Consider the following 19,238-nt stretch of genomic DNA (forward strand, 5'->3'; position numbering starts at 1 on the left):
CAACTTTATGAGTGTAGTAGCAAGACAAGGCTTCAAATATTCCATTATCGGTTATATTGGGTTTTTGCTGGGCACAGTTTCCGCAATATTCATATTTCCGAATGATTTTGAATTTTATGGAAAGCTGCGCTACATTCTCCCTACTGCAGAAATGCTGGTTCCTTTTGTTGTCTTGGGAATTTCCTATTCAAACGTAAAATTTTTTCACACGGTAGAAAAAGACGGTAAAAAACAAAACATGCTGTCATTGTCGCTGCTCACTGTTTTTATCAACTTTCTTATTTTCACGGTTGTATTTTTTATACTTCCCTATTTTTATCCAAAATTCAGGCACTCGGAAGCATGGAAAATCAAAGAAATGATTCTTCCTCTGATTTTAATCCTTTCATTTTGTGCTATTTTTAATAAATATACTTCCAATTATAAAAGAATTGTGGTTTCCAATATTTTCGACAATCTGTTTCCGAAAATCGCAAATCTGGGAGCTTTCTGCCTCTTTTTCTTTGCTTTATCACAGAATCTTACTGCTGTAACATCGCAGAAAATTGCTTTTGCATTCTTTTTTGGAATATTCTTTTTAATGCTTTTGGGGTATATCTATTATACCAATAAACTGGAGAAAATCAAACTTGATTTTAATACAGATTATTTTAAGAAAAATAATTTCTGGAAAGATTTTTTCAATTACAGTTTCTTCGGATTCCTGGGAACTTTTGGAAATTATCTGGCAATCAACAGCTTTATGATCGGGGAATTCATGGGAATGGAAGAGGTAGGAATCTATTCTGTTTTATATGCCCTGATCTCATTAATCTCTATTCCACAGCTTGGATTATTTAATATTTCTGCTCCTATCATCAACAAGACGCTGGCAGACGGAGATATGGAAGAGCTGGACAGGTTTCACAAGAAAACATCTTTAACATTATATTTCCTTGGTGCTGTTTTATTCTCGTGCATCATGGTTGGATTCCCGTATCTGACCCAATTTATGCCCAAGAACGGAACTATGCTCAGAGAATATGAACCTGTAGTCTGGATCTGGGGTTCTGCCGTGTTGATAGATCTTGCAACAGGTTTCAACGGAAACATTATTTCTCTTTCAAAATATTACAGATTTAATATTCTGGTGATGCTTTTACTGGCGGGGCTGACAATTGGACTTAATTATTATTTCATTAAAAATACAGATCTGAAACTGATTGGAATTGCTTTATCTACAGCCATCTCTCTTACGATTTACAATGTTGTAAAAATCGTTTTCAATTATATTGTATTCAAGGTTTCACCTTTAAGCATTGAAATGATTTTTGTCTCTATTATCTGTACTTTAGCGATTACAGTAGCTATTGTTCTTCCCAACTTCAACAGCAATCTGCTTACTCTTGTTTATAAACCGGCAGTTGTTCTGATACTGATTTATATTGGAAATTATTTCACCAAAATATTCCCGGTTGAAGACTATCTGAATATGAGGTTCATCAAGAGTGTATTTAAGATTAAATAGACTTTTTAAGGCGAAAACACGGAGAAGGTAAGGTATTTATTGAAGTATATTGATTTTACTTACATCAGACTATGCAAAAACTGTTTCAGTTTTTTCTGCACCACTTCTTTACTGTAAGTATTATAAAAGTCAAATGGAGTCCCTGATAAAGTCTTTAACTGATCAAGAATATTTTCTTTTTCAGGAATGATAAATTCAAGTTTTGAAGGATAATCCTCAGGGAAAACGGCCAATTTCCCGTAAGCTACTGCATCCCCAAGATTTCCTGTCATTTTAGTCACGCCATACGTCTCTTTCATGCTGAAGAACTCTGTTTCCTGCTGAATAGGGCACCATAGGACATCCGCTTTCTGCATCCATTTTTCGAAATTTTCAGAAGAAACTCTATCGGAGAAATAAGTAATACTGATATTTTCAGGCAGTCTTTGCGACAGCTGTTCAAGCTCTTTTAATTCATGATCCTTTGCTTTTCCAAGGAATACAAACTCACAATGCTTATCTGTCTTTACATTCTGAATTGTTTTAAAAATATAAGCATAATCTCTTCTCTTCTGAGAAACTCCTCCCGGAATAACTACAATAAGATTATCATTTTTAATGGTATCAAAATCTCTGGTATAAAACAGTGGCAAAAACTGATGTCTTCCTGAAACCAAAGCCTCATCAAGCACTAAAAGCGATCGGGATGTCTTATAAACTTTAGTGTTATAAAATAATCCTTCTTTGAGCCACAATTTCACTCTGAAAATAATATCTCCTTTGAAAATACTTTTAATCAGATTCAGTTTTGAAGCTTTTGCAAAATTAAGATTATGGGTAATGATTGCTGTATTATACTTTTTTGTTATCGCCAAAAATGTATTAAAATAACGATGTACAGTTCCAATGACAACCAAATCATATCCTTTTCCTTTTAACTGATCCAGAATCATAGAACTGTCTGATAAAAAAACAGCTTCATTACGATGATTGATATGATCTTTGATTCTTTTTGAAAAATAATAATCTACCGTAAAATCCTGAGAGCCTTCCATAACATCTATAAAAGCCTGAGCAATTTCTGCGTGCGTGTCTATTTCTATGTAAGCTATTTTTTTCACAGGGTTAGCGGGAATTAAGTCTTATAAATTTTGGCTAAAGCCAGTGGATTTTTTATTTTTTTAATTAAACGGGCTAAAGCCCATTCCTATTGATCTATATCAAAGTTTACAAATTATTCCCTTACATCTTCAGCCATTTCTTCTTCAGCATTCTCCAACGCTGATCATTAATTGCTTTTTGCTCTTCTTTTGTAATTTTAAGCTCCATTTTTTTTGATCTGCAATTTTCATAGGAATTTATAATATCAAAGAAAAATGATGGAGACTTGCTTTTCATCGCTTCTTTTGAGGAGGCAATGTAAGCCAGAAACCTGTTCAGGCCTAAGAAATAAAAGTACCTGCCATAATAATCCGCAGGCCGTATGGTATAATCAGCTCCTTTTACTTTAATCAGCTTCACATTAAGTTCCGGAAGAACAATTTCCTTCCATCCCAGATTTTCCAACAGTATGGAATCAATATTATCCCAGCCTAAAGTTTCCCTTAAGCCTCCGATCTGAGTAAAACACTCTTTACGGTAAGCTTTCATAGGACCTCTTACGTGATGTTTATTGGAATTTCCTTCATAGATCCACTTTCCGTCTTTTTCTATGTACAAAAGACCTCCTACGAGCCCATATTCCGGATTGTTTGTAAAAGCTGTTTCTACTGCTGTCAGGTAGTTTTCCGGAAGGATGATATCGGCATCAAATTTACAGATGATATCAAATTCATCCATCGATTGAGTCCGGAGGCCATTTTTAAAAGCATGAACAACTTTAGAACCGGGCTGATGTGCAGATTTCTGAAGATTGACTGTTTCAAAACGGGAATCAGTCTTTGTATATTTCCTGATGATTTCAGGGGTTCTATCTACAGAACCGTCATTCACTACCACTACTTTAAAATCTTTGCTGCTTTGCTTTTGTAAAGAATCCAGCGTAAAGGAGAGGTTGTCTTCTTCGTTATGAGCAGGAATTATAATTAAAAACCTCACGAATTATCAATGATTAATGATCAATGATCAATGATAAGAAGATTTTAGGATATCAATTATCATTGATCATTCATCGTTTATAGAATTTATTTATTATGCGGTTTCAGCATATTTTTCGGATCAAGGATTTCGTCCAGTTTCTCCTGGGAAAGAATTCCCTTTTCAAGAACAAGGTTGTAAACGCTTTTCCCGGTTTCCAATGCTTCTTTGGCAATCTGTGTAGACTGTTTGTACCCGATATAAGGGTTAAGCGCTGTTACAATACCGATGCTGTGCTTCACCATATTCAGACAGATCTCTTTATTAGCCGTAATTCCAACCACACATTTCTCGCGAAGGGTATCTAAAGCATTGCAAAGAAAGTTGATATTTTCCATGATTGCATGGGAAAGTACCGGCTCCATTACATTAAGCTGCAGTTGTCCTGCTTCTGCTGCAAAAGTCACGGTAAGATCATTCCCGAACACTTTGAAACAAACCTGGTTTACCACTTCCGGAATTACCGGATTTACTTTACCTGGCATGATAGAAGATCCCGGCTGCATTGGCGGAAGGTTGATTTCAAAAAGCCCAGCTCTCGGACCTGATGACAATAATCTTAAATCGTTACAGATCTTTGATAATTTCACAGCAAGACGCTTCGTTGCTGAAGAGTAGATTACATAAGATCCTGTATCTGGTGTTGCTTCCACTAAATCCGGTGCTGAAACAATTGGGTATCCTGTAATCTGAGCCAAGTTTTTAGCACAAAGTGTAGCATAACCTACCGGAGCATTTAATCCCGTTCCGATAGCTGTTGCCCCCATGTTTACTTCAACAAAAAGATTTGCATTGTTATTCAGCTTGGAGATATCTTCTTCTAATGTAGCTGCATACGCTTCAAACTCCTGCCCCAAAGTCATTGGAACGGCATCCTGAAGCTGTGTACGGCCCATTTTGATGACATCATGAAACTCCTTTCCTTTTGCACGGAATGCAGCAATAATTTTTTCAAGCTTTTCTACCAGTCCGATGTTCATCTGCAGCAATCCCATTTTGATGGCTGTAGGATAAGCATCATTGGTTGACTGGGAAAGGTTGATATGATCATTAGGTGAACAGAATTCGTATTCTCCTTTATTTTTCCCTAATTTCTCCAATACTATATTGGCAATTACTTCATTGGCATTCATGTTGATGGAGGTTCCTGCCCCACCCTGAATCATATCTACCGGAAACTGGTCATGATATTTCCCGTCTACAATTTCATCACACGCTTCTGCTATTTTAAAATAGAGGCTTTCATCTAAAAGTCCTAGTTCATAATTGGTTTTTGCTGCCGCTTTTTTTACAAAAGCCAACCCTTTTATGAAATCCGGATATGAAGACAAAAGCTGTCCTGAAATTTTAAAATTATCAATAGCTCTTTGTGTCTGAACCCCATAATAAGCATCTAAAGGCACATTCAGTTCGCCTAATAGATCACTTTCTTTCCTGAAATTTTCCATTACAGATATTTTACTGTTTTTGATCGTTTAAAGATAGCAAAAACGCATCTAACCGATGCGCTTTAATTTGAATTATTTTACTGGATATTTTTGATTTAAAGCTTGCAGTATTGCCCATGTTTCGGCATCCATGATTCCGTCATAATTCTGCGGACGGAAATGGTACTGGAATGCTTCAATTGTCTTCTTGGTGGCATCATCCCAGGTTCCGCTAGGCTCCAATCCGTATCCAAATTTCTGCAATGAAGTCTGAATAAGGAAAATAAAGCTGGATTCATTATATCTTGCCGTAATGTCTGCCTGCGCTGCCTCAAGATAAGTTTGCTTGGCTGCTTCATCATACCACATCCCAATCTGGTATTCATCATACAGTTTTTTCCATGGGAACATTGGTCCCGGATCCTGTTTTCTTGTAGGAGCAATATCTGAATGAGCAAGTACATAATTAGGCTGAATCTGATATCTTGTTACAATATCTTTAACCAATGCTGCCACTTTTTTCACCTGATCATCACTAAAAGGAGCAAATGTTCTTTTACCTGTAGCATCTGTAGTATAGCCGGCATTTACAATTTCAATCCCAATAGAAGTATCATTAAGATTTTTGTCATTTCTCCATGAACTGATTCCTGCATGGTATGCTCTTTTGTTTTCGTCTACCAACTGATAGATCTCGTTGTCTCCTGTATTGTTTACCAGATAGTGGGCACTCACCGCCTGCTGGGTAAGAACGGTAATAGATTTGTCATCTGCAAGAGCTGTATAATGTAATATTAAGTAACGTTGTCTGAAGTTTTGGGCTACTGCAGGGAAATAAGTCTTTACAACTTTATATCCTCCCGGTTTTGCAGATACAATAGAACCATAACTTATCGTATTATCATTTTTTGTTGGGTCTGCTATATTAGTAGTAAAAAAGTCAACTCCACGATCGGATACTACTTTTGGTTTCGGAGCAACCGGAGGTGTTGTCTGAACCTTCGGTTTCGCCTGTGTTATTGGGGTTTTCGGTTTGTAAGTATTTTTTTTCACATTTTGCTGAGAAGTACATGAAAAAACAAAAGTGCTTAATCCGATGATATATAATGTCTTACGCATCAGTTTGGTTTTTGGATGATTTATTACTTCAAAAATACACAAAATTTTCTTGAATTTTATTTGGTAAATAAGGAAATCTGTTCTATATTTGCACTCGCAATAACGGAACAACGATCATTAAAAAATAAACAAAAAGGAGGGTTGCCAGAGTGGTTAATGGAGCAGTTTGCTAAACTGTCGACGCGAAAGTGTCGCAAGGGTTCGAATCCCTTACCCTCCGCTCTTTTATATATTCGGGGCGTAGCGTAGTCCGGTCATCGCGCCTGGTTTGGGACCAGGAGGTCGCAGGTTCGAATCCTGCCGCCCCGACTGTTTTAGTAGTTTTCTCAAAATTACTTAATGGGTGCGTAGCTCAGCTGGATAGAGCATCTGCCTTCTAAGCAGACGGTCAAAGGTTCGAATCCTTTCGCGCTCACATAAAGACTTACTGTTTCCAGTAAGTCTTTTTTGTTTCTATATTGCCCTGTTTATAACGCTTTGAGATACTTTGAAATAGGATTTAGGGTATTATCAAGCCTGGCTTGAATGTCATATACTAGTTTCTGAAACCAAATACCTCAGTTCTTCTTCCAGCTTATCAGCCTCTAATTTTGCACTGCTCTTTATTTCCTTTCCCTATAATCTTCTTTAAAGGTCATATTCTTCAAAATAAACGAGCCATAGAAATACTATAAAAACTTCTAGCCTCTAAACTGAATTAGCTACGATTTAGTCTGGAAATTAGGATCAATTAACGATACTTTTAATGAGACTATTAAAACTAACAGAACGAATATAGTAGCTATAACAAGCAAAGTAGGTCAACTCAGACTTGGCTGAAAACTTGTAAATGTACACATATAGTTAATTAATAGGATTGGATATTTTAAAACTAAAAAATCGAGGCATTCACTCCTCGATTTTTTTATATAGATTGTTGTGAGATAGTATTAATATAATAAAAACATGATTTAGAATCTATTATAGCAATTAAAAATACATTTTTACCAAACTATTCTCTTCCATTTGGTTAATGTATTTCTACTTAACTTAAAATGCCTTGCTGTTTGGGTATTGTTTAAATTATTATCTTTTTGATAATTAAGAACCATTAATATGGTTGTCTTATCATAAGATTTAAATTTTGCATTTTCATTATTGCTATCTTCCACCAGTAATTGGTTAATTTTTATGACATCTAATACCGTAAAATTCGTCTTTACGAGAGTTCCTATTGCACTTTCCATTTTATGAGGATATTTTCTAACAATCATATCGTAAAATATTTTCTTATAATTAGGTGAAGACGCTTTCATATCTTGTTATTAACAATTAAAATTACATAAACTACTGATTTACACTATATTTAACAACCCATTTATAAAGGGTAGTCTTTGGAATATTATATTCTTCAATAATCTCATTTTTACTTTTTTCTCCAGAATTTATTAACTCTAAGAAAAAATCAATTATCTCTTTGGTATAAATATTTTTTTTAAATCTTGGAAGGGTCGTTGATGAAGCTTTAACATTATTCTCAGTAGCTGGAGAATATAAAATTAAATGTTGCGTGTATATTCTAAAAAAATCATACTCGGTTAATTTACTCCAACGAAGAATAATTTCTGAATCCATACTTTTCAGGTGATACATTCTATAGACCTCCTCAGTACTACACATAAAGAAACTACAGATTCTTTCCAAATCTAATTCACATTCCAAAACTCTTTTTTCAATTAAACGACCAATATGAATATCTTTAAATTCCATATTTCCTTAACCATTTTTACGATTTAGTTAATTAACTTAATTAATATGTAGCATATGTTAAGTTTTGAACATCTCCAGTTGCCGGAGTAGTACCTAAACTTTTAAAACCATTATATCCTGCAACCAATAATCGGCTTCCACCTTCTGTAACACCACTTCCAGTCGCAATCATCACCCCATAATACCCCATATCCACAGCTGTTAATGTTACGTCACCATCAAGCAATGAAGTAGAATGCAATGTCCAGTTTACGCTTTGGCCAACACCACCATTTCCAAATCTATAACCATAAGAGAAACCTGTATACCATATAAAATGATTGGTAATCACTACGGCTCCGTCCATATCCATATCAAAATCAACAATTGTCTCACCAGAAGCTAAGGAAATACTGTCAGAAAGCAACATTAAATTACTGTTGGTGGCATTTGCATTTCCTTTACCTATCCTATATAGTGGAAATCCTTGTGCTACAGACCCCCATAATGTATTATTATCCATCAGCGCAATCAAAGAGTAATACCCAATCATTACTTTAACCACTTTAGCACCTGATGCTGTTGCCGGAGCAAAAAAACTGGTTATATCCTGAGGGGTAGAAATAAATGTTGCAGTGGCTCCCCAAGGTCCTGCATAGAAATTATATCCCCAGGCAAATACTTTACCCGTTGCATCGATAGCAGTAAACATATTATAAGGAGTTCTTTCTTGTTCACTCCAAATAGATTTAATATTGCTCAATGTTGGTATTTTAGTATAAGTTAAAGTATTTCCTACTGTAGTTCCTAGTCCGGTTTGCCCTCTTGCATTTTCACCCGCAGCATATACGTTACCAAGATTTGTTAATATGATTGTATTATAAGCACTCTGCTGAACCTGAATTGGATTTTCCCCAGCTGCCAAACCTGCTATAGTAACTTTCGTCCAGCTGCTTATCACATCTCCATTACCTCCGGTGCCAAGTTTCCCACCATAATTAGATCCGGTAACAAAGATATCCCCGGAAGTGGTAATGACAGTTCTAGACTCTAAACCACTATTTGTTGTAAGTGCCGATTTTGCCATCAATCTGGTAGCTGGACTTTGGGTTCCGGCAGGGGAAAGACCTAAACCATATGATGTATAACCAGCCCCCGTAAGAAAGTTCTTATCTGTAATACTATTGAAAGCACTAGTATAATACGAATAATCAAATCTTTTTTGCATAAGCGGACTAGTAGTACTAGAATATTTGCTAACCATCCAAAACCTATCTCCTAGAACAGATGTTGATATCAATCCCTCTACTGTTGACTTATCCAGAAGGCAATCTGACCATCCTGCAGATGTATTCAGTCGTAAACATTGCTTTATAGAATCATATACAACCGTAGCTTCCACTGGAACAGCACCTGCTGGAGTAACTGTTGAGGGAGCAGAATCCACAATAGGCATCACTACACCTAATTTCTTTGTTACGTTTTTCATGTGAAGTATACCCTGAGGGTTTGTTGTGTTTATACCTACTTGACAAAAAACATTCGATACTGTTAAAATGGTAATTAGTAAGGGTAATAAATTTTTTTTCATGATTGTAAATGTATTTGATTTGTTTTTTAGGGAAATTGCCTCACTTGGCACAAGACAAATGTATTTATAAACAAACAGGATATTTACAATACCATTAATTCATTTATGCAATATGATTTAAAACAACCTCTTTATTATTCCAATAGATTAAAACATATTTAATATATGAATTGTTATTTACAAAGAGTAATCAAAACACTTAACGTCTTGATATAAAGATCATTAAAGAAGACAATATTAAAATTTACTTTAGTTTAAACACTCGCGAATGTTTTGATATAGAAATCAAATAGTAATTGATTTATTTTTTCGTTTATTTTGCCAACAGAATTTTCTTTAGAAGATTGAAAAACATATTTGATAATTGTTATAAAAATTATCATTTAAAAAAGCAATTGTTTTTTTTAAATGGTAAAATCATAATCCTTATAATGAAAAATGTCAGTTAAATGAAATTAGTTAGGAACACCCAAAATATGACGAGTGATCAATTAAAAAGAGATCTTATAGCCAAATATGTCTTGATAATAACAATCGTTTTAAGCTTTTATTCTATTTATTTATACTTTTTTGCTTCAACAACTTTTTTCTCATATTATATTTTGGGATTTCTATTTCTTGTTTTATATACCTGGGTAATTATTCTTCCAAAATATGATATCAATAAAATTGTCCATATCTATATAATTTCTGTTTCGATATTTCTTACTTATATAATGCTTAATGTCTGGAAAAACAATACACTTGTTTCAATGTGGTTTTTACCAATAATTGTGGCCGCTGACACATTTTTTTCAAAAAAATATGTATACATATATACTATATATGTAACTCTATTAATTATTACCATATTTTTATTAAATCAAATATATGACTTCAATGAATTGACACTTGTATCCGAATCATCAAGAAAAGCATCTGAAGTGATTATATTTTTTTCAAATTTATTTATACTAATACTGTTAATGCATTATAATCGTTTGATAAAAAAAAAGGAAAGTGAAGAAAAATATAGCAGTGGTAACTTAGAAAACAAAGATAGTTTTCCCAATATCAATTCATTAGATCTCGAGAAAAAGGAAGATAAAGATATTGAAAAGTATATGATTTTATACGCTAGTATTAAAAAAATCATTGAGGATGAACGTTACTTTGCAAATTCGAATTTTAGTTTATCAGACTTATCTTCACTTATTAATTCAAATGTAATATATATATCAACAGCAATAAAATTAAATGGTTATGACAATTACACTCACTATTTAAACTTCTGCAGAATACAAAATGTAAAAAAAATGCTTAAAGAAGAAGATTTGAATAAAGTTAATTTTATGTATATTTATACCGCTTCAGGATTTTCCAACCAAGTTACGTTCAATAGAGCTTTCAAAAGAATTGAAGGAATTACACCTTCAGAATATATTAAAAATCTTAATGTTGACACTATAGATTAATCATTTATTACTAGATGGTTTTTACAGGAAATGAGGTAAAACGGCCATCTCTTTAAAACTTCTTAATCATAAATTTTTCTTTATTTAAAATTAATTATTTTTCAAAAAACATCTACTTTTAACGGATGCTATTTTCTCATCTTCGGTCACGGAAAGACTGTTGAATCAGAAGCGAAGCTTGATACTTTTGATAAGAATAGTGAACCAACTATGACCTTTTTAAATAATTCAGAAGATGCCACTAGATATCCATTTTATTCCTCTATAAATGATACTCAGAATGTAATAAAAATACATTTATCATATTCTGATAAACTCAAAAATATTGATTCTCTATATATTTCTGGCCCAATAACATCCCCCACTAGAATTCTCAAATGAACCAATAAAAACACCTGTAGTCGCTGGATTATTTTGATAATCAGCTTCATTTACCGTCCGGTGATAAAATAAAGCCTCCATGAGTAATATTATAACTACCTCCCATTATGTTTAATTCATCAAATAACAGACTATATCATATACCCGTTGTGCATTTTAAATTATATTTGATTTTACATTGTTGATGTTTCTGTTGAAGTAATTTTCATTGATGAACTGAACAGTGAGTCTTTTTTGTTTATATTAGTTCCATGTATATAATAAATGCGTCTTCTTTTAAACCGCAATCACAGTACGATCTACCTTTAGATAGCCGTACTGCATTTAGCCACAAATTGTTCAAACTTCCGATCGGTATTTTGCATAATCGGTCCATGACCGAAACAGATAATGGCAGGGTTCAGTTCTGCTAACTTCTGGAGCGATTTAATGTTTCGTTGCTGATCCGAAGTGAATATGTTAGGCGGAAGCCGCAAACCAGTTGCTGTCGTAAGCAGGTTCATATTTACCGCCGCATCTCCGATGATCAGTATACCATCTCGCTCACGGAATAAAGAAATATGACCCGCTGAATGCCCGGGCGTCTCAATTACCCGAAAGTTTCCGATCTTATCGTTTTCAATGATTGTCTGTTCAACTTTATGTCCCTGACCTGCCCAGTACTTTTGCTGCAACTTTGCTACCCAATGTTGTGGAGTTGGGTAATCGTTGGTCACCATACCCGTTTCAGTCCTAAAAACTTCGTCGGGATGACAGAGTAAAGGGATTTCAAACTCAGCACAAATCTGATCACTACAGCCCTGATGGTCTGCATGCGCATGTGTCAGTACATGTTGATAAACAGGAATTTTCTGGAGAGTTTTTTTTACATTGGTATATGAACTACGTATTCCGGAGTCTACCAATACGCCTTCGATAATATAACAGTTGATACTATTTCGGGGCATCAGTGAAATCTGGAACACTTCAGGAGCAATTTGACGTAACATTGTTTTTTTGTGCAAATCTACTTCGCTGACAAGGACTTCATAAGGACATTTGTCCTATAATACACTGGGTCTGTGTATTTGTCCTTTCGCGCGTGTAAGTGATCGCTGCGTGATACCCAGATATGATGCAAGATCCTGTGTCGTTACGCGCTGAACGAGCTTCGGTTCGTTAGACAATACATGACGGTACTTATCCAGAGCGGACCTATTATTGTAGTTCAGCAGATAACGTTCCTTTTGGTTGTACTCCTGCTCCATCACCGATTTTATAACACTATTCCAGGCAGCCACCTGACAAAGCAGATGCTGATAGTCCGGATAATTTATCCTATAGATTATGCTATCTTCTATAGCTCTGATACTCCTTCTGGATTTTTCCCGGGTTATAAACTCTGAAAACGAGGTGACAAATTCATTTTCAAATTTAAAGCAGGTTATATTTTCTTTTCCTTCTTTGTCGATAGCGTATGCTTTTACAGCACCACTAACTATAAATCCAACATAACGGCAGGATTCATCTTCGCGAATAAAAAAATCACCTTTTTTTAAGCGGACAGATTTGAAGAACTGAGCAGAAAAGTTGATTTCCCCAGCTGATAGTTCTCCTGTAGAGGATAGATAATTTTCAAATATGTCAGTCATTTCTCAATCTTTTTCAGCCTTTTATTTCTTTTTAACCATCTATGGATTACATATCAAATCCAGCATCCAAATCTAAGAATTATTGTATATTCAAAACGAACGGTTATTGTATATTCAAAAAAAGTTGCAGCTTTTTTGTTCTGCTTAAGTCTGAGTAAAGATATGGTATATGAGCAATAAAGGATCTGGAATTCTCTTAATAAAAATTGAAATTTCAGGTTTATAAGCATTTATTCTTATCTAAAAAACAGTGAAACTACCAGCTAAACGTGCAGCTATTTTTGAGACAGTTTTTATCCTTACCACTAAGGTATTTCCCAACATCAGGAAAAACATGACGAATTGACATTATTTTTCCCTTGGCATCATTTTCGACTAAATGATAAATAGTTTTCATAAAAAGCTTTTATTTTTTATTAAATTTAAAATTAAATAAGGCATTTAGTAACTGTATAATTTTGAATGGATGAAAAAAATACTTTACACTTTTATAGTTTCTGTAATTGCAGTTTTAATCCTGAATAAAATTGTTTTTAAAGATATCCCTGAAAAAGAAAAACAGGAACTCCTGAACGATGTCCAGCGGTATAAACACCCTATAAAAAGTATTTCTATGGAATATCCGGATAACAGCGACCTGAAGATTCTGGATTATGTGCTCAAAGACAACAGGATTGTAATGCTGGGAGAAAACATTCATTATGACGGCGCTACCATGAAAGCCAAAAGCAGACTCATCAAATATCTCCATGAGAATCTGGGGTATCATGTTGTATTGTATGAAGCCGGCCAGTATGATACCTGGATGATGAATGAGGAAATGAAAAACCACAGCCTGAAAATTCCTTCGGCTTCTATAGGAGGAATGGGACTTTTCGATTTCTGGTGGAACAACAGGGAGACCCAGCCTCTGATCAGCTATTATCAGAAAACGAAAGCTTCAAATCACCCCATAAAACTGGGTGGGTTTGATATACAGTTTTCCGGAGAGGAACTTTATGACAGACGCAGTAAGCTTTTGAAGGATTTTTTAAGCAAAAATTCGATTGACCTTAAGCCATTTCCTCTTTTAAACAAAAACCTTAATCAGATTTCCAATTTTATGTACAAGGGGTTTGCCGGAAAAATTTTATCCGGAAATCAGAAAAAGGACTTTCTCAATGAAATAAGCCGACTTGAACAGATAGTTTCAAAACTGAAAAAAACACCTGAAAACAGAATATATACCCGGTATTTACATGATATGAGAAACAATTTTGATAAAATATGGAAATATGAAGCAGGATCTACGCAGAGTATGCAGTTCAGGGATTCTCTGATGGCTAAAAACCTTATTTATCAGATTGATTCTGTGTATCAGGGACAAAAAATCATTGTGTGGTGTTCAAACCTTCATACTTTTGCAAGCCGGTACAGCAAAAATTATTTACCTCTGGGCGCTCATATCAAAAGTAAATACGGAAAGGCTTCTTATATGATTGATTTTTCATCCTATACCAAATACAATAAAACCGGAACTCCCATTGATAAGCCTGGAAAGCTCGCCATCGAAAATACATTTCATGCAACAAAGACTCCTTATTTCTTTATCAATCTCAGAAGTACCCCGGAAAGTTCTGTACTGAAGAAAGAGTTTATATCCACCATCAATCAGGGAACAGATCAGAAAAAGATCTGGAGCCAGTTTTTTGACGGAATATTTTATATAGACACCAATACTTTTTTAACCTCTCACGAATAATGGAAAGCATTACTACTAAAAACCTCAGTTATACCATAGGTTCTAAAACCATTCTGAACAATATCAATCTCAATATTCCTGAAGGCAGTGTTTATGGCTATCTTGGAAGGAACGGAGCGGGAAAATCGACTACGATTAAACTTCTTTTAGGGCTTCTGGAATCATCGGCCGACAATATTTTCATTCAAAATAAAAGTTTACAACAGAACCGGACAGAGATTCTTGCCAGTACAGGAAACCTGATTGAATCCCCTTGTTTTTATACAAAACTTACTGTTTTTGAAAACCTAAAATACCTGGATATTATCTATGGCAAAGGAAACAAAAGAATTGATGAAGTTCTGGAACTGGTAGATCTGCATAACGAGAAGAAAAAAAAGGTGACAGCTCTATCCATGGGAATGAAGCAGCGCCTGGGAATTGCAATGGCCATTTTTCACGATCCCAAACTTCTGATTCTGGATGAACCTCTCAACGGGCTTGATCCTCAGGGAATTTTTGAAATGAGAAAACTCTTCCAGCATCTGAATGAACAAGGGAAAACCATTTTCCTTTCGAGCCATATTTTGAGTGAGCTTGAAAAAACAGCTACCCATATCGGAATTATTGAAGGCGGGCAAATAATTTTCCAGGGAACAAAGAACGAACTTTTAAGCAAAGTCGAAAAAGAAGTTGTTTTAAAAGTCAATCCTGTTGAAAAAGCATTATCTCTACTCCAAGACACTTATTCCGCAACACTGAATAATATGAACAAAATTTCAGTGAAAATCAATGATGACAAAAAATTCAATGGTCTTCTTACCATGTTAATCCAAAATGGAATTGAGATTTATGACATAGAGTCTCAAAGCACCAATCTTGAGCAGATCTTCATTAATTTAATTTCTAAAAACCATGACTAATACTAATACTTTTTTAAAGGCATTTTCATCCGAACAGTATAAACTTTCCAAAAACAAAGAAATTTTCGGAATTCTGCTCGTTCCTGTCCTGATTATCTTCGCGGTTGATCTGTATATGGTTTATGATGTACTCCGCTCCGGAATAGAAGAATCTGAGGGAACAATAAATCCATGGAAAGCTTCATTGGGAAAAATCGTATTTATGTTTTTTTATCTGTTGTTTCCTATACTCGTTTCTCTTTTTGTGCATGCCTGCTGCGATGTGGAATACAGAAATAATAATTATAAAATTCTCTTCACGCTTCCGGTTTCCAAGACTAAAATATTTTTCTCGAAAGCTATATTCATCCAGATCACTGTTTTTTTCTCAGTGCTTTTCTCTTATCTGGCTTTATTGTTAAGCGGATATTTGCTAAGTATTGCTTTTCCACAGCTGGGCTTCCAGAATTATGACTTCAGAGAAGTGATATTTTATGTCTTTGTGAAATTCTTCATTACTCTTTCTGCTATTGCCATGGTGCAGCTAACTTTGAGTCTTCTTTTTAAAAACTTCATTTACCCTATCGGTTTTGGTGTATTCATGCTACTTTTCACGACGATTATCTATCAGAAAAAATTCTCTGATTTTTTGATTTATACCGGAGGCTACAAATCAATGGATAACTTCATGAGTGAAAATATCGCTTTTGAAAGAATAGATTACTGTAATATCGCCGCCGTTTTTATCTTCATGGCTGCGAGTTTTTATCTTTTTGTAAGGAAGAAAGGGGATAGATAAAATGTTGGAAGCAGGGAGCTTGAAGATGGGAGTTACTGTCAGCCTACATATTAATTAATTTCCAGCTTCAGCCGTTCCAACAAAGGCTTATGCTACTCCTTTTATTTTTACACTAGTTTTAGCGGCCTCGATTTTCTTATTATTTCTAAGCTCACGCTTCATTTTACGGTAATCCCAGGGTGCAACAGCATTTACATCCTGCCAGAGACCAACTTTTCTATATTGTGCATTTTCCTGAATTTTACCTAAAGAAGCATCTTTGGAGTAAGTAAAATACCACCATCCCATTCCTGCTTTGATAAGTTCTTTGGAAAGGTATTTGCCGTCATCATAATAAACCTTTGCAATAGATCTCCCATAACGGTCCGTGTTCGTCTCAACAAAGCTTACTGTTTTCCCAAATACCTGGGCAGAAGTAAACTGTTTTGCATTTTTCCCAAATGCCTGTCCACTTTCAGGACAATCGACTTCAGCCAGTCTGAGTTTTTTTTGCTGGTTCCCTTTTAACAGTAAAGTAATGGTATCTCCGTCTGAAATTTTGATCACTTTTCCGGTAGTCTGTGAGAATAGGAATACAGGGAAAAGCAGGTACGCCAACATTAATCGTTTCATTCGGCAAATATAGGGATTAGTCGTCATTACAAATTAAAAAACCTCGCGTTTTGCGAGGTTTTTTTAATATTGAATTAAGTTATTTGATTTTTTTTCACCTCAAAGTTGGGAGACTTTGTGGAGCGGAATATTAAACAAGAAATTATTATTTATCTAAACCAAATTTATCTTCATAATCAAATCTTTCAATTTTATCAGAATTTTTAATAACTACCTCTAAAGAGCCTTTTGGTTTTAATATCGAATCTCCAACAGAAACCTTATCCCACCAGTCTCTATAAACCACTATACTATCTTTATTGCCATACACCAAGAATGGTATATTGTGATTTTCATGATTTACATACTTTTTGCTAACTCTTGATTTTATTTCCTTATCTCTAATTTCATCTAAAAAACTACCTTTGTCTTTTGACGAAAATATCAATTTATATAAAAAGACTAATGCAGCAACGATTAAAATCATTAATAAATTTTTATTTCTACTCATTATTTCGAACTTTTTGTAACCTCTTTAACAAACCTTGTTTCGGTTCTTGACAATGAAACCCCAAATCACTGCCTATTTTTCTGGACAATCGACTTCAGCCAGTCTTAGCTTTTTTGATGATTGTCTTTTAAACAATAAAGGTTATCTCCCTCTGAAATTTTGATTACTTTTCCGGTAGTCTGTGAGAATAGAAATATCGGAAAAAGTACGTACAGCAGCATTAATGTTTCGTGGGGCAAAGATAATAGTTATAAAGAATAAAATACCACAAGCATCCTCTCTAAAAGGTAAAACACTCATCATCAGAGGTAAATTTTATAGTAATCAGAATTTCAATTTTCACCAGTTAAACGGCATCGCTACATAGGTGTTTTCAAAAATATTCAAAGGTAAAGTTTCTGCTGTTTTTAAAAAGCCTTCACTACTCCTAACAATACATATTTTAATTAATTCACGCCGATGGTGATAGCCATTTAAGATTAATGCATGAATTCCTTCTCCATATAAAATCTTGATAAATGCTCTAAATTTATCAACTCTATTTGCTAATTCCAGAAAGGCCAAATCGAAATCAGCAAAAGATATATTTTCATCTGTCACAATTTGAACAAAACGCTGCCCAGTATCATACGCTGTGAGATGATTAAATTTTTCATCAGCAGTAACAAGATCCGTTTCAAGGCAATCTAGATACACTTTTCTATCAGTTGATAGGTAGTTCTGAATATGCAGCTTCGCTTCCTGTAAGATCTCAATATCATTTCTCCTGAACGCCCTTTTCCACTCATCAATTTTTATTAAAATATCTGTATTTGCATATTCCCATAAAAACGAATAAACTTTTTGATCAGGAAAAAAATTCCCCATTTGAATTTCATCTTCGCGATTATAAAACAACCAGAAACTTTCGTACTTCAATTCACTATGCTTAAAAAAACTTGACAGGTAATAAGCATTGATATCTTTATATTTCTTCATAAAAATTTAATGGAATTTTTCTGCAAACCCTTTTGGTAGCAACAATTATACTTCCCAATAACCAATATGTATCGGCACTGATGAATGGGTCTTCTTAAAATCATCATATTCAAAAGAGTGAAAGTAAAAATCTTCAATATTGACCTCAATTTCATTAATTTTAATTTCCAGATGTAAAAAAAATGTGAAAAATTCTTTTATAAAATCATTGATATTAATGTCTTTACTCTCATCAGTATATAACCCTCCATTTATTTGATTTTCAGAATAACCACCTCCCCAAGACACTGATTTATTTTCTATAAAAGCAATAAAACCGTCGATGATACTCTCCGACAGATTTTCATGAAATAAAATTGTAAACTCAAATATATCCTTCATTATTATTTTGATCAGTATATAAAGTTGAAATATCAAAAGGAAGCTTAATAGATCTGATATCCGAATTTCTTATTTTCCTAAAAATAATATCAGAGCCAATGAATAATGATTCTGTTTTCAATAAAAAAACATGATCATTTTTATTATTCTTTTCAAAAATCAGATTAACAATGTTCCAATCATTTGTAGTGAGTTTCTTTTTCTCTATTACATATCGAATCTGCTGAGACGATACTTCATCTATTTTTACACAGTAATATGTTTTTTCTCCATTATTAAAATCTTTTTGAATACAATTAAAAATATAAATATCATTTTCAAATAAAGTAACTGATGTTATAATATCGTCATACCAGTAAAGTATATATAATTGAGTAATAATCATTTCGCTTTTTTTCACCAA

General features: G+C 34.1%; 19 protein-coding genes and 3 tRNA genes. 8 read left to right on the forward strand and 14 right to left on the reverse strand.

The features are described from left to right. The first annotated feature begins 7 nt into the window (after positions 1-7). Positions 8-1,507, forward strand: a complete 1,500-nt coding sequence (locus ACTJIP_RS22700; RefSeq protein ID WP_077415749.1) for a lipopolysaccharide biosynthesis protein — start codon at positions 8-10, stop codon at positions 1,505-1,507. A 59-nt stretch (positions 1,508-1,566) separates the two neighbouring features. On the opposite strand, the gene ACTJIP_RS22705 is transcribed toward ACTJIP_RS22700, so the two are convergent. The 4 genes from ACTJIP_RS22705 to ACTJIP_RS22720 all read right to left on the reverse strand — a co-directional run bounded on the left by ACTJIP_RS22705 (position 1,567) and on the right by ACTJIP_RS22720 (position 6,168). After that, positions 1,567-2,607: a hypothetical protein gene (locus ACTJIP_RS22705; RefSeq protein WP_440705125.1), complete on the reverse strand. Its 1,041-nt coding sequence runs from the start codon at positions 2,605-2,607 to the stop codon at positions 1,567-1,569. 121 nt (positions 2,608-2,728) lie between these two features. Further along, positions 2,729-3,583, reverse strand: a complete 855-nt coding sequence (locus ACTJIP_RS22710) for a glycosyltransferase (protein ID WP_219072318.1) — start codon at positions 3,581-3,583, stop codon at positions 2,729-2,731. Between the two features lie 86 nt (positions 3,584-3,669). After that, positions 3,670-5,070 (reverse strand): aspartate ammonia-lyase, encoded by a 1,401-nt coding sequence (gene aspA / locus ACTJIP_RS22715; protein WP_077415755.1) that lies wholly within the window; start codon positions 5,068-5,070, stop codon positions 3,670-3,672. Between the two features lie 72 nt (positions 5,071-5,142). Next, a complete protein-coding gene (locus ACTJIP_RS22720) occupies positions 5,143-6,168 on the reverse strand; it encodes an N-acetylmuramoyl-L-alanine amidase (protein ID WP_077415757.1) in 1,026 nt (341 codons plus the stop codon). Positions 6,169-6,303: 135 nt separating this feature from the next. Here ACTJIP_RS22720 and ACTJIP_RS22725 point away from each other — a divergent pair. The 3 genes from ACTJIP_RS22725 (at position 6,304) to ACTJIP_RS22735 (ending at position 6,583) form a co-directional block, all read left to right on the forward strand. Continuing rightward, a tRNA-Ser gene (locus ACTJIP_RS22725) sits at positions 6,304-6,388 on the forward strand. 14 nt (positions 6,389-6,402) lie between these two features. Next, positions 6,403-6,477: transfer RNA gene (locus tag ACTJIP_RS22730), tRNA-Pro, on the forward strand. A 32-nt stretch (positions 6,478-6,509) separates the two neighbouring features. After that, a tRNA-Arg gene (locus ACTJIP_RS22735) sits at positions 6,510-6,583 on the forward strand. 568 nt (positions 6,584-7,151) lie between these two features. Here ACTJIP_RS22735 and ACTJIP_RS22740 read toward each other — a convergent pair. Genes ACTJIP_RS22740 through ACTJIP_RS22750 form a run of 3 tightly spaced genes read right to left on the reverse strand, consistent with a single transcriptional unit; the run spans position 7,152 to position 9,385 of the window. Then, a complete protein-coding gene (locus ACTJIP_RS22740; RefSeq protein ID WP_077415759.1) occupies positions 7,152-7,463 on the reverse strand; it encodes a hypothetical protein in 312 nt (103 codons plus the stop codon). A 31-nt stretch (positions 7,464-7,494) separates the two neighbouring features. Beyond that, on the reverse strand, positions 7,495-7,917 hold the full coding sequence (locus tag ACTJIP_RS22745; protein ID WP_077415761.1) for a transposase: 423 nt from the start codon (positions 7,915-7,917) through the stop codon (positions 7,495-7,497). Between the two features lie 40 nt (positions 7,918-7,957). Then, complete coding sequence (locus tag ACTJIP_RS22750) at positions 7,958-9,385, reverse strand: hypothetical protein (protein ID WP_077415763.1); 1,428 nt, start codon at positions 9,383-9,385, stop codon at positions 7,958-7,960. Positions 9,386-9,936: 551 nt separating this feature from the next. Here ACTJIP_RS22750 and ACTJIP_RS22755 point away from each other — a divergent pair. Next, positions 9,937-10,941: a helix-turn-helix domain-containing protein gene (locus tag ACTJIP_RS22755; protein WP_219072315.1), complete on the forward strand. Its 1,005-nt coding sequence runs from the start codon at positions 9,937-9,939 to the stop codon at positions 10,939-10,941. Between the two features lie 686 nt (positions 10,942-11,627). Here ACTJIP_RS22755 and ACTJIP_RS22760 read toward each other — a convergent pair. Then, complete coding sequence (locus tag ACTJIP_RS22760; protein WP_428168123.1) at positions 11,628-12,311, reverse strand: MBL fold metallo-hydrolase; 684 nt, start codon at positions 12,309-12,311, stop codon at positions 11,628-11,630. Between the two features lie 54 nt (positions 12,312-12,365). Continuing rightward, positions 12,366-12,953, reverse strand: a complete 588-nt coding sequence (locus ACTJIP_RS22765) for a Crp/Fnr family transcriptional regulator (RefSeq protein WP_077415771.1) — start codon at positions 12,951-12,953, stop codon at positions 12,366-12,368. 466 nt (positions 12,954-13,419) lie between these two features. Here ACTJIP_RS22765 and ACTJIP_RS22770 point away from each other — a divergent pair, with 466 nt between their 5' ends. From ACTJIP_RS22770 to ACTJIP_RS22780, 3 genes are read left to right on the forward strand one after another with little or no spacing between them, the layout of a single operon-like run. Continuing rightward, a complete protein-coding gene (locus tag ACTJIP_RS22770; protein ID WP_077415773.1) occupies positions 13,420-14,694 on the forward strand; it encodes an erythromycin esterase family protein in 1,275 nt (424 codons plus the stop codon). Then, positions 14,694-15,596, forward strand: a complete 903-nt coding sequence (locus ACTJIP_RS22775; protein ID WP_180565292.1) for an ABC transporter ATP-binding protein — start codon at positions 14,694-14,696, stop codon at positions 15,594-15,596. The genes ACTJIP_RS22770 and ACTJIP_RS22775 overlap by 1 nt, the downstream gene beginning before the upstream one ends. Then, complete coding sequence (locus tag ACTJIP_RS22780; RefSeq protein ID WP_440705126.1) at positions 15,589-16,374, forward strand: ABC transporter permease; 786 nt, start codon at positions 15,589-15,591, stop codon at positions 16,372-16,374. The genes ACTJIP_RS22775 and ACTJIP_RS22780 overlap by 8 nt, the downstream gene beginning before the upstream one ends. An 87-nt stretch (positions 16,375-16,461) precedes the next feature. Here ACTJIP_RS22780 and ACTJIP_RS22785 read toward each other — a convergent pair whose 3' ends face one another. The 5 genes from ACTJIP_RS22785 to ACTJIP_RS22805 form a co-directional block, all read right to left on the reverse strand. Further along, the gene (locus ACTJIP_RS22785; protein ID WP_440705127.1) at positions 16,462-16,986 is read right to left on the reverse strand and encodes a thermonuclease family protein; all 525 of its coding nucleotides are present in this window, start codon (positions 16,984-16,986) and stop codon (positions 16,462-16,464) included. Positions 16,987-17,131: 145 nt separating this feature from the next. Continuing rightward, positions 17,132-17,476 (reverse strand): hypothetical protein, encoded by a 345-nt coding sequence (locus ACTJIP_RS22790; RefSeq protein ID WP_440705128.1) that lies wholly within the window; start codon positions 17,474-17,476, stop codon positions 17,132-17,134. A gap of 339 nt (positions 17,477-17,815) precedes the next feature. Continuing rightward, a complete protein-coding gene (locus ACTJIP_RS22795) occupies positions 17,816-18,454 on the reverse strand; it encodes a hypothetical protein (RefSeq protein WP_077415783.1) in 639 nt (212 codons plus the stop codon). Between the two features lie 45 nt (positions 18,455-18,499). Beyond that, complete coding sequence (locus tag ACTJIP_RS22800; protein ID WP_077415784.1) at positions 18,500-18,835, reverse strand: hypothetical protein; 336 nt, start codon at positions 18,833-18,835, stop codon at positions 18,500-18,502. Then, a complete protein-coding gene (locus tag ACTJIP_RS22805; RefSeq protein ID WP_175627224.1) occupies positions 18,819-19,235 on the reverse strand; it encodes a hypothetical protein in 417 nt (138 codons plus the stop codon). The genes ACTJIP_RS22800 and ACTJIP_RS22805 overlap by 17 nt, the downstream gene beginning before the upstream one ends. Between the last annotated feature and the right edge of the window lie 3 nt (positions 19,236-19,238).

It is taken from the genome of Chryseobacterium sp. 22543, assembly GCF_052044565.1.
GTDB lineage: Bacteria > Bacteroidota > Bacteroidia > Flavobacteriales > Weeksellaceae > Chryseobacterium.

What these genes read in the sequence shown, in the direction of transcription:
- ACTJIP_RS22760 (WP_428168123.1), bottom strand. Translation starts at nt 12,311, where the DNA reads ATGTTACGTCAAATTGCTCCTGAAGTGTTCCAGATTTCACTGATGCCC.
- ACTJIP_RS22790 (WP_440705128.1), bottom strand. Translation starts at nt 17,476, where the DNA reads ATGAGTAGAAATAAAAATTTATTAATGATTTTAATCGTTGCTGCATTA.
- ACTJIP_RS22755 (WP_219072315.1), top strand. Translation starts at nt 9,937, where the DNA reads ATGAAATTAGTTAGGAACACCCAAAATATGACGAGTGATCAATTAAAA.
- ACTJIP_RS22770 (WP_077415773.1), top strand. Translation starts at nt 13,420, where the DNA reads ATGAAAAAAATACTTTACACTTTTATAGTTTCTGTAATTGCAGTTTTA.
- ACTJIP_RS22775 (WP_180565292.1), top strand. Translation starts at nt 14,694, where the DNA reads ATGGAAAGCATTACTACTAAAAACCTCAGTTATACCATAGGTTCTAAA.
- ACTJIP_RS22780 (WP_440705126.1), top strand. Translation starts at nt 15,589, where the DNA reads ATGACTAATACTAATACTTTTTTAAAGGCATTTTCATCCGAACAGTAT.
- ACTJIP_RS22720 (WP_077415757.1), bottom strand. Translation starts at nt 6,168, where the DNA reads ATGCGTAAGACATTATATATCATCGGATTAAGCACTTTTGTTTTTTCA.
- ACTJIP_RS22800 (WP_077415784.1), bottom strand. Translation starts at nt 18,835, where the DNA reads ATGAAGGATATATTTGAGTTTACAATTTTATTTCATGAAAATCTGTCG.
- ACTJIP_RS22745 (WP_077415761.1), bottom strand. Translation starts at nt 7,917, where the DNA reads ATGGAATTTAAAGATATTCATATTGGTCGTTTAATTGAAAAAAGAGTT.
- ACTJIP_RS22740 (WP_077415759.1), bottom strand. Translation starts at nt 7,463, where the DNA reads ATGAAAGCGTCTTCACCTAATTATAAGAAAATATTTTACGATATGATT.
- ACTJIP_RS22785 (WP_440705127.1), bottom strand. Translation starts at nt 16,986, where the DNA reads ATGAAACGATTAATGTTGGCGTACCTGCTTTTCCCTGTATTCCTATTC.
- ACTJIP_RS22765 (WP_077415771.1), bottom strand. Translation starts at nt 12,953, where the DNA reads ATGACTGACATATTTGAAAATTATCTATCCTCTACAGGAGAACTATCA.
- ACTJIP_RS22795 (WP_077415783.1), bottom strand. Translation starts at nt 18,454, where the DNA reads ATGAAGAAATATAAAGATATCAATGCTTATTACCTGTCAAGTTTTTTT.
- ACTJIP_RS22700 (WP_077415749.1), top strand. Translation starts at nt 8, where the DNA reads ATGAGTGTAGTAGCAAGACAAGGCTTCAAATATTCCATTATCGGTTAT.
- ACTJIP_RS22750 (WP_077415763.1), bottom strand. Translation starts at nt 9,385, where the DNA reads ATGAAAAACGTAACAAAGAAATTAGGTGTAGTGATGCCTATTGTGGAT.
- aspA (WP_077415755.1), bottom strand. Translation starts at nt 5,070, where the DNA reads ATGGAAAATTTCAGGAAAGAAAGTGATCTATTAGGCGAACTGAATGTG.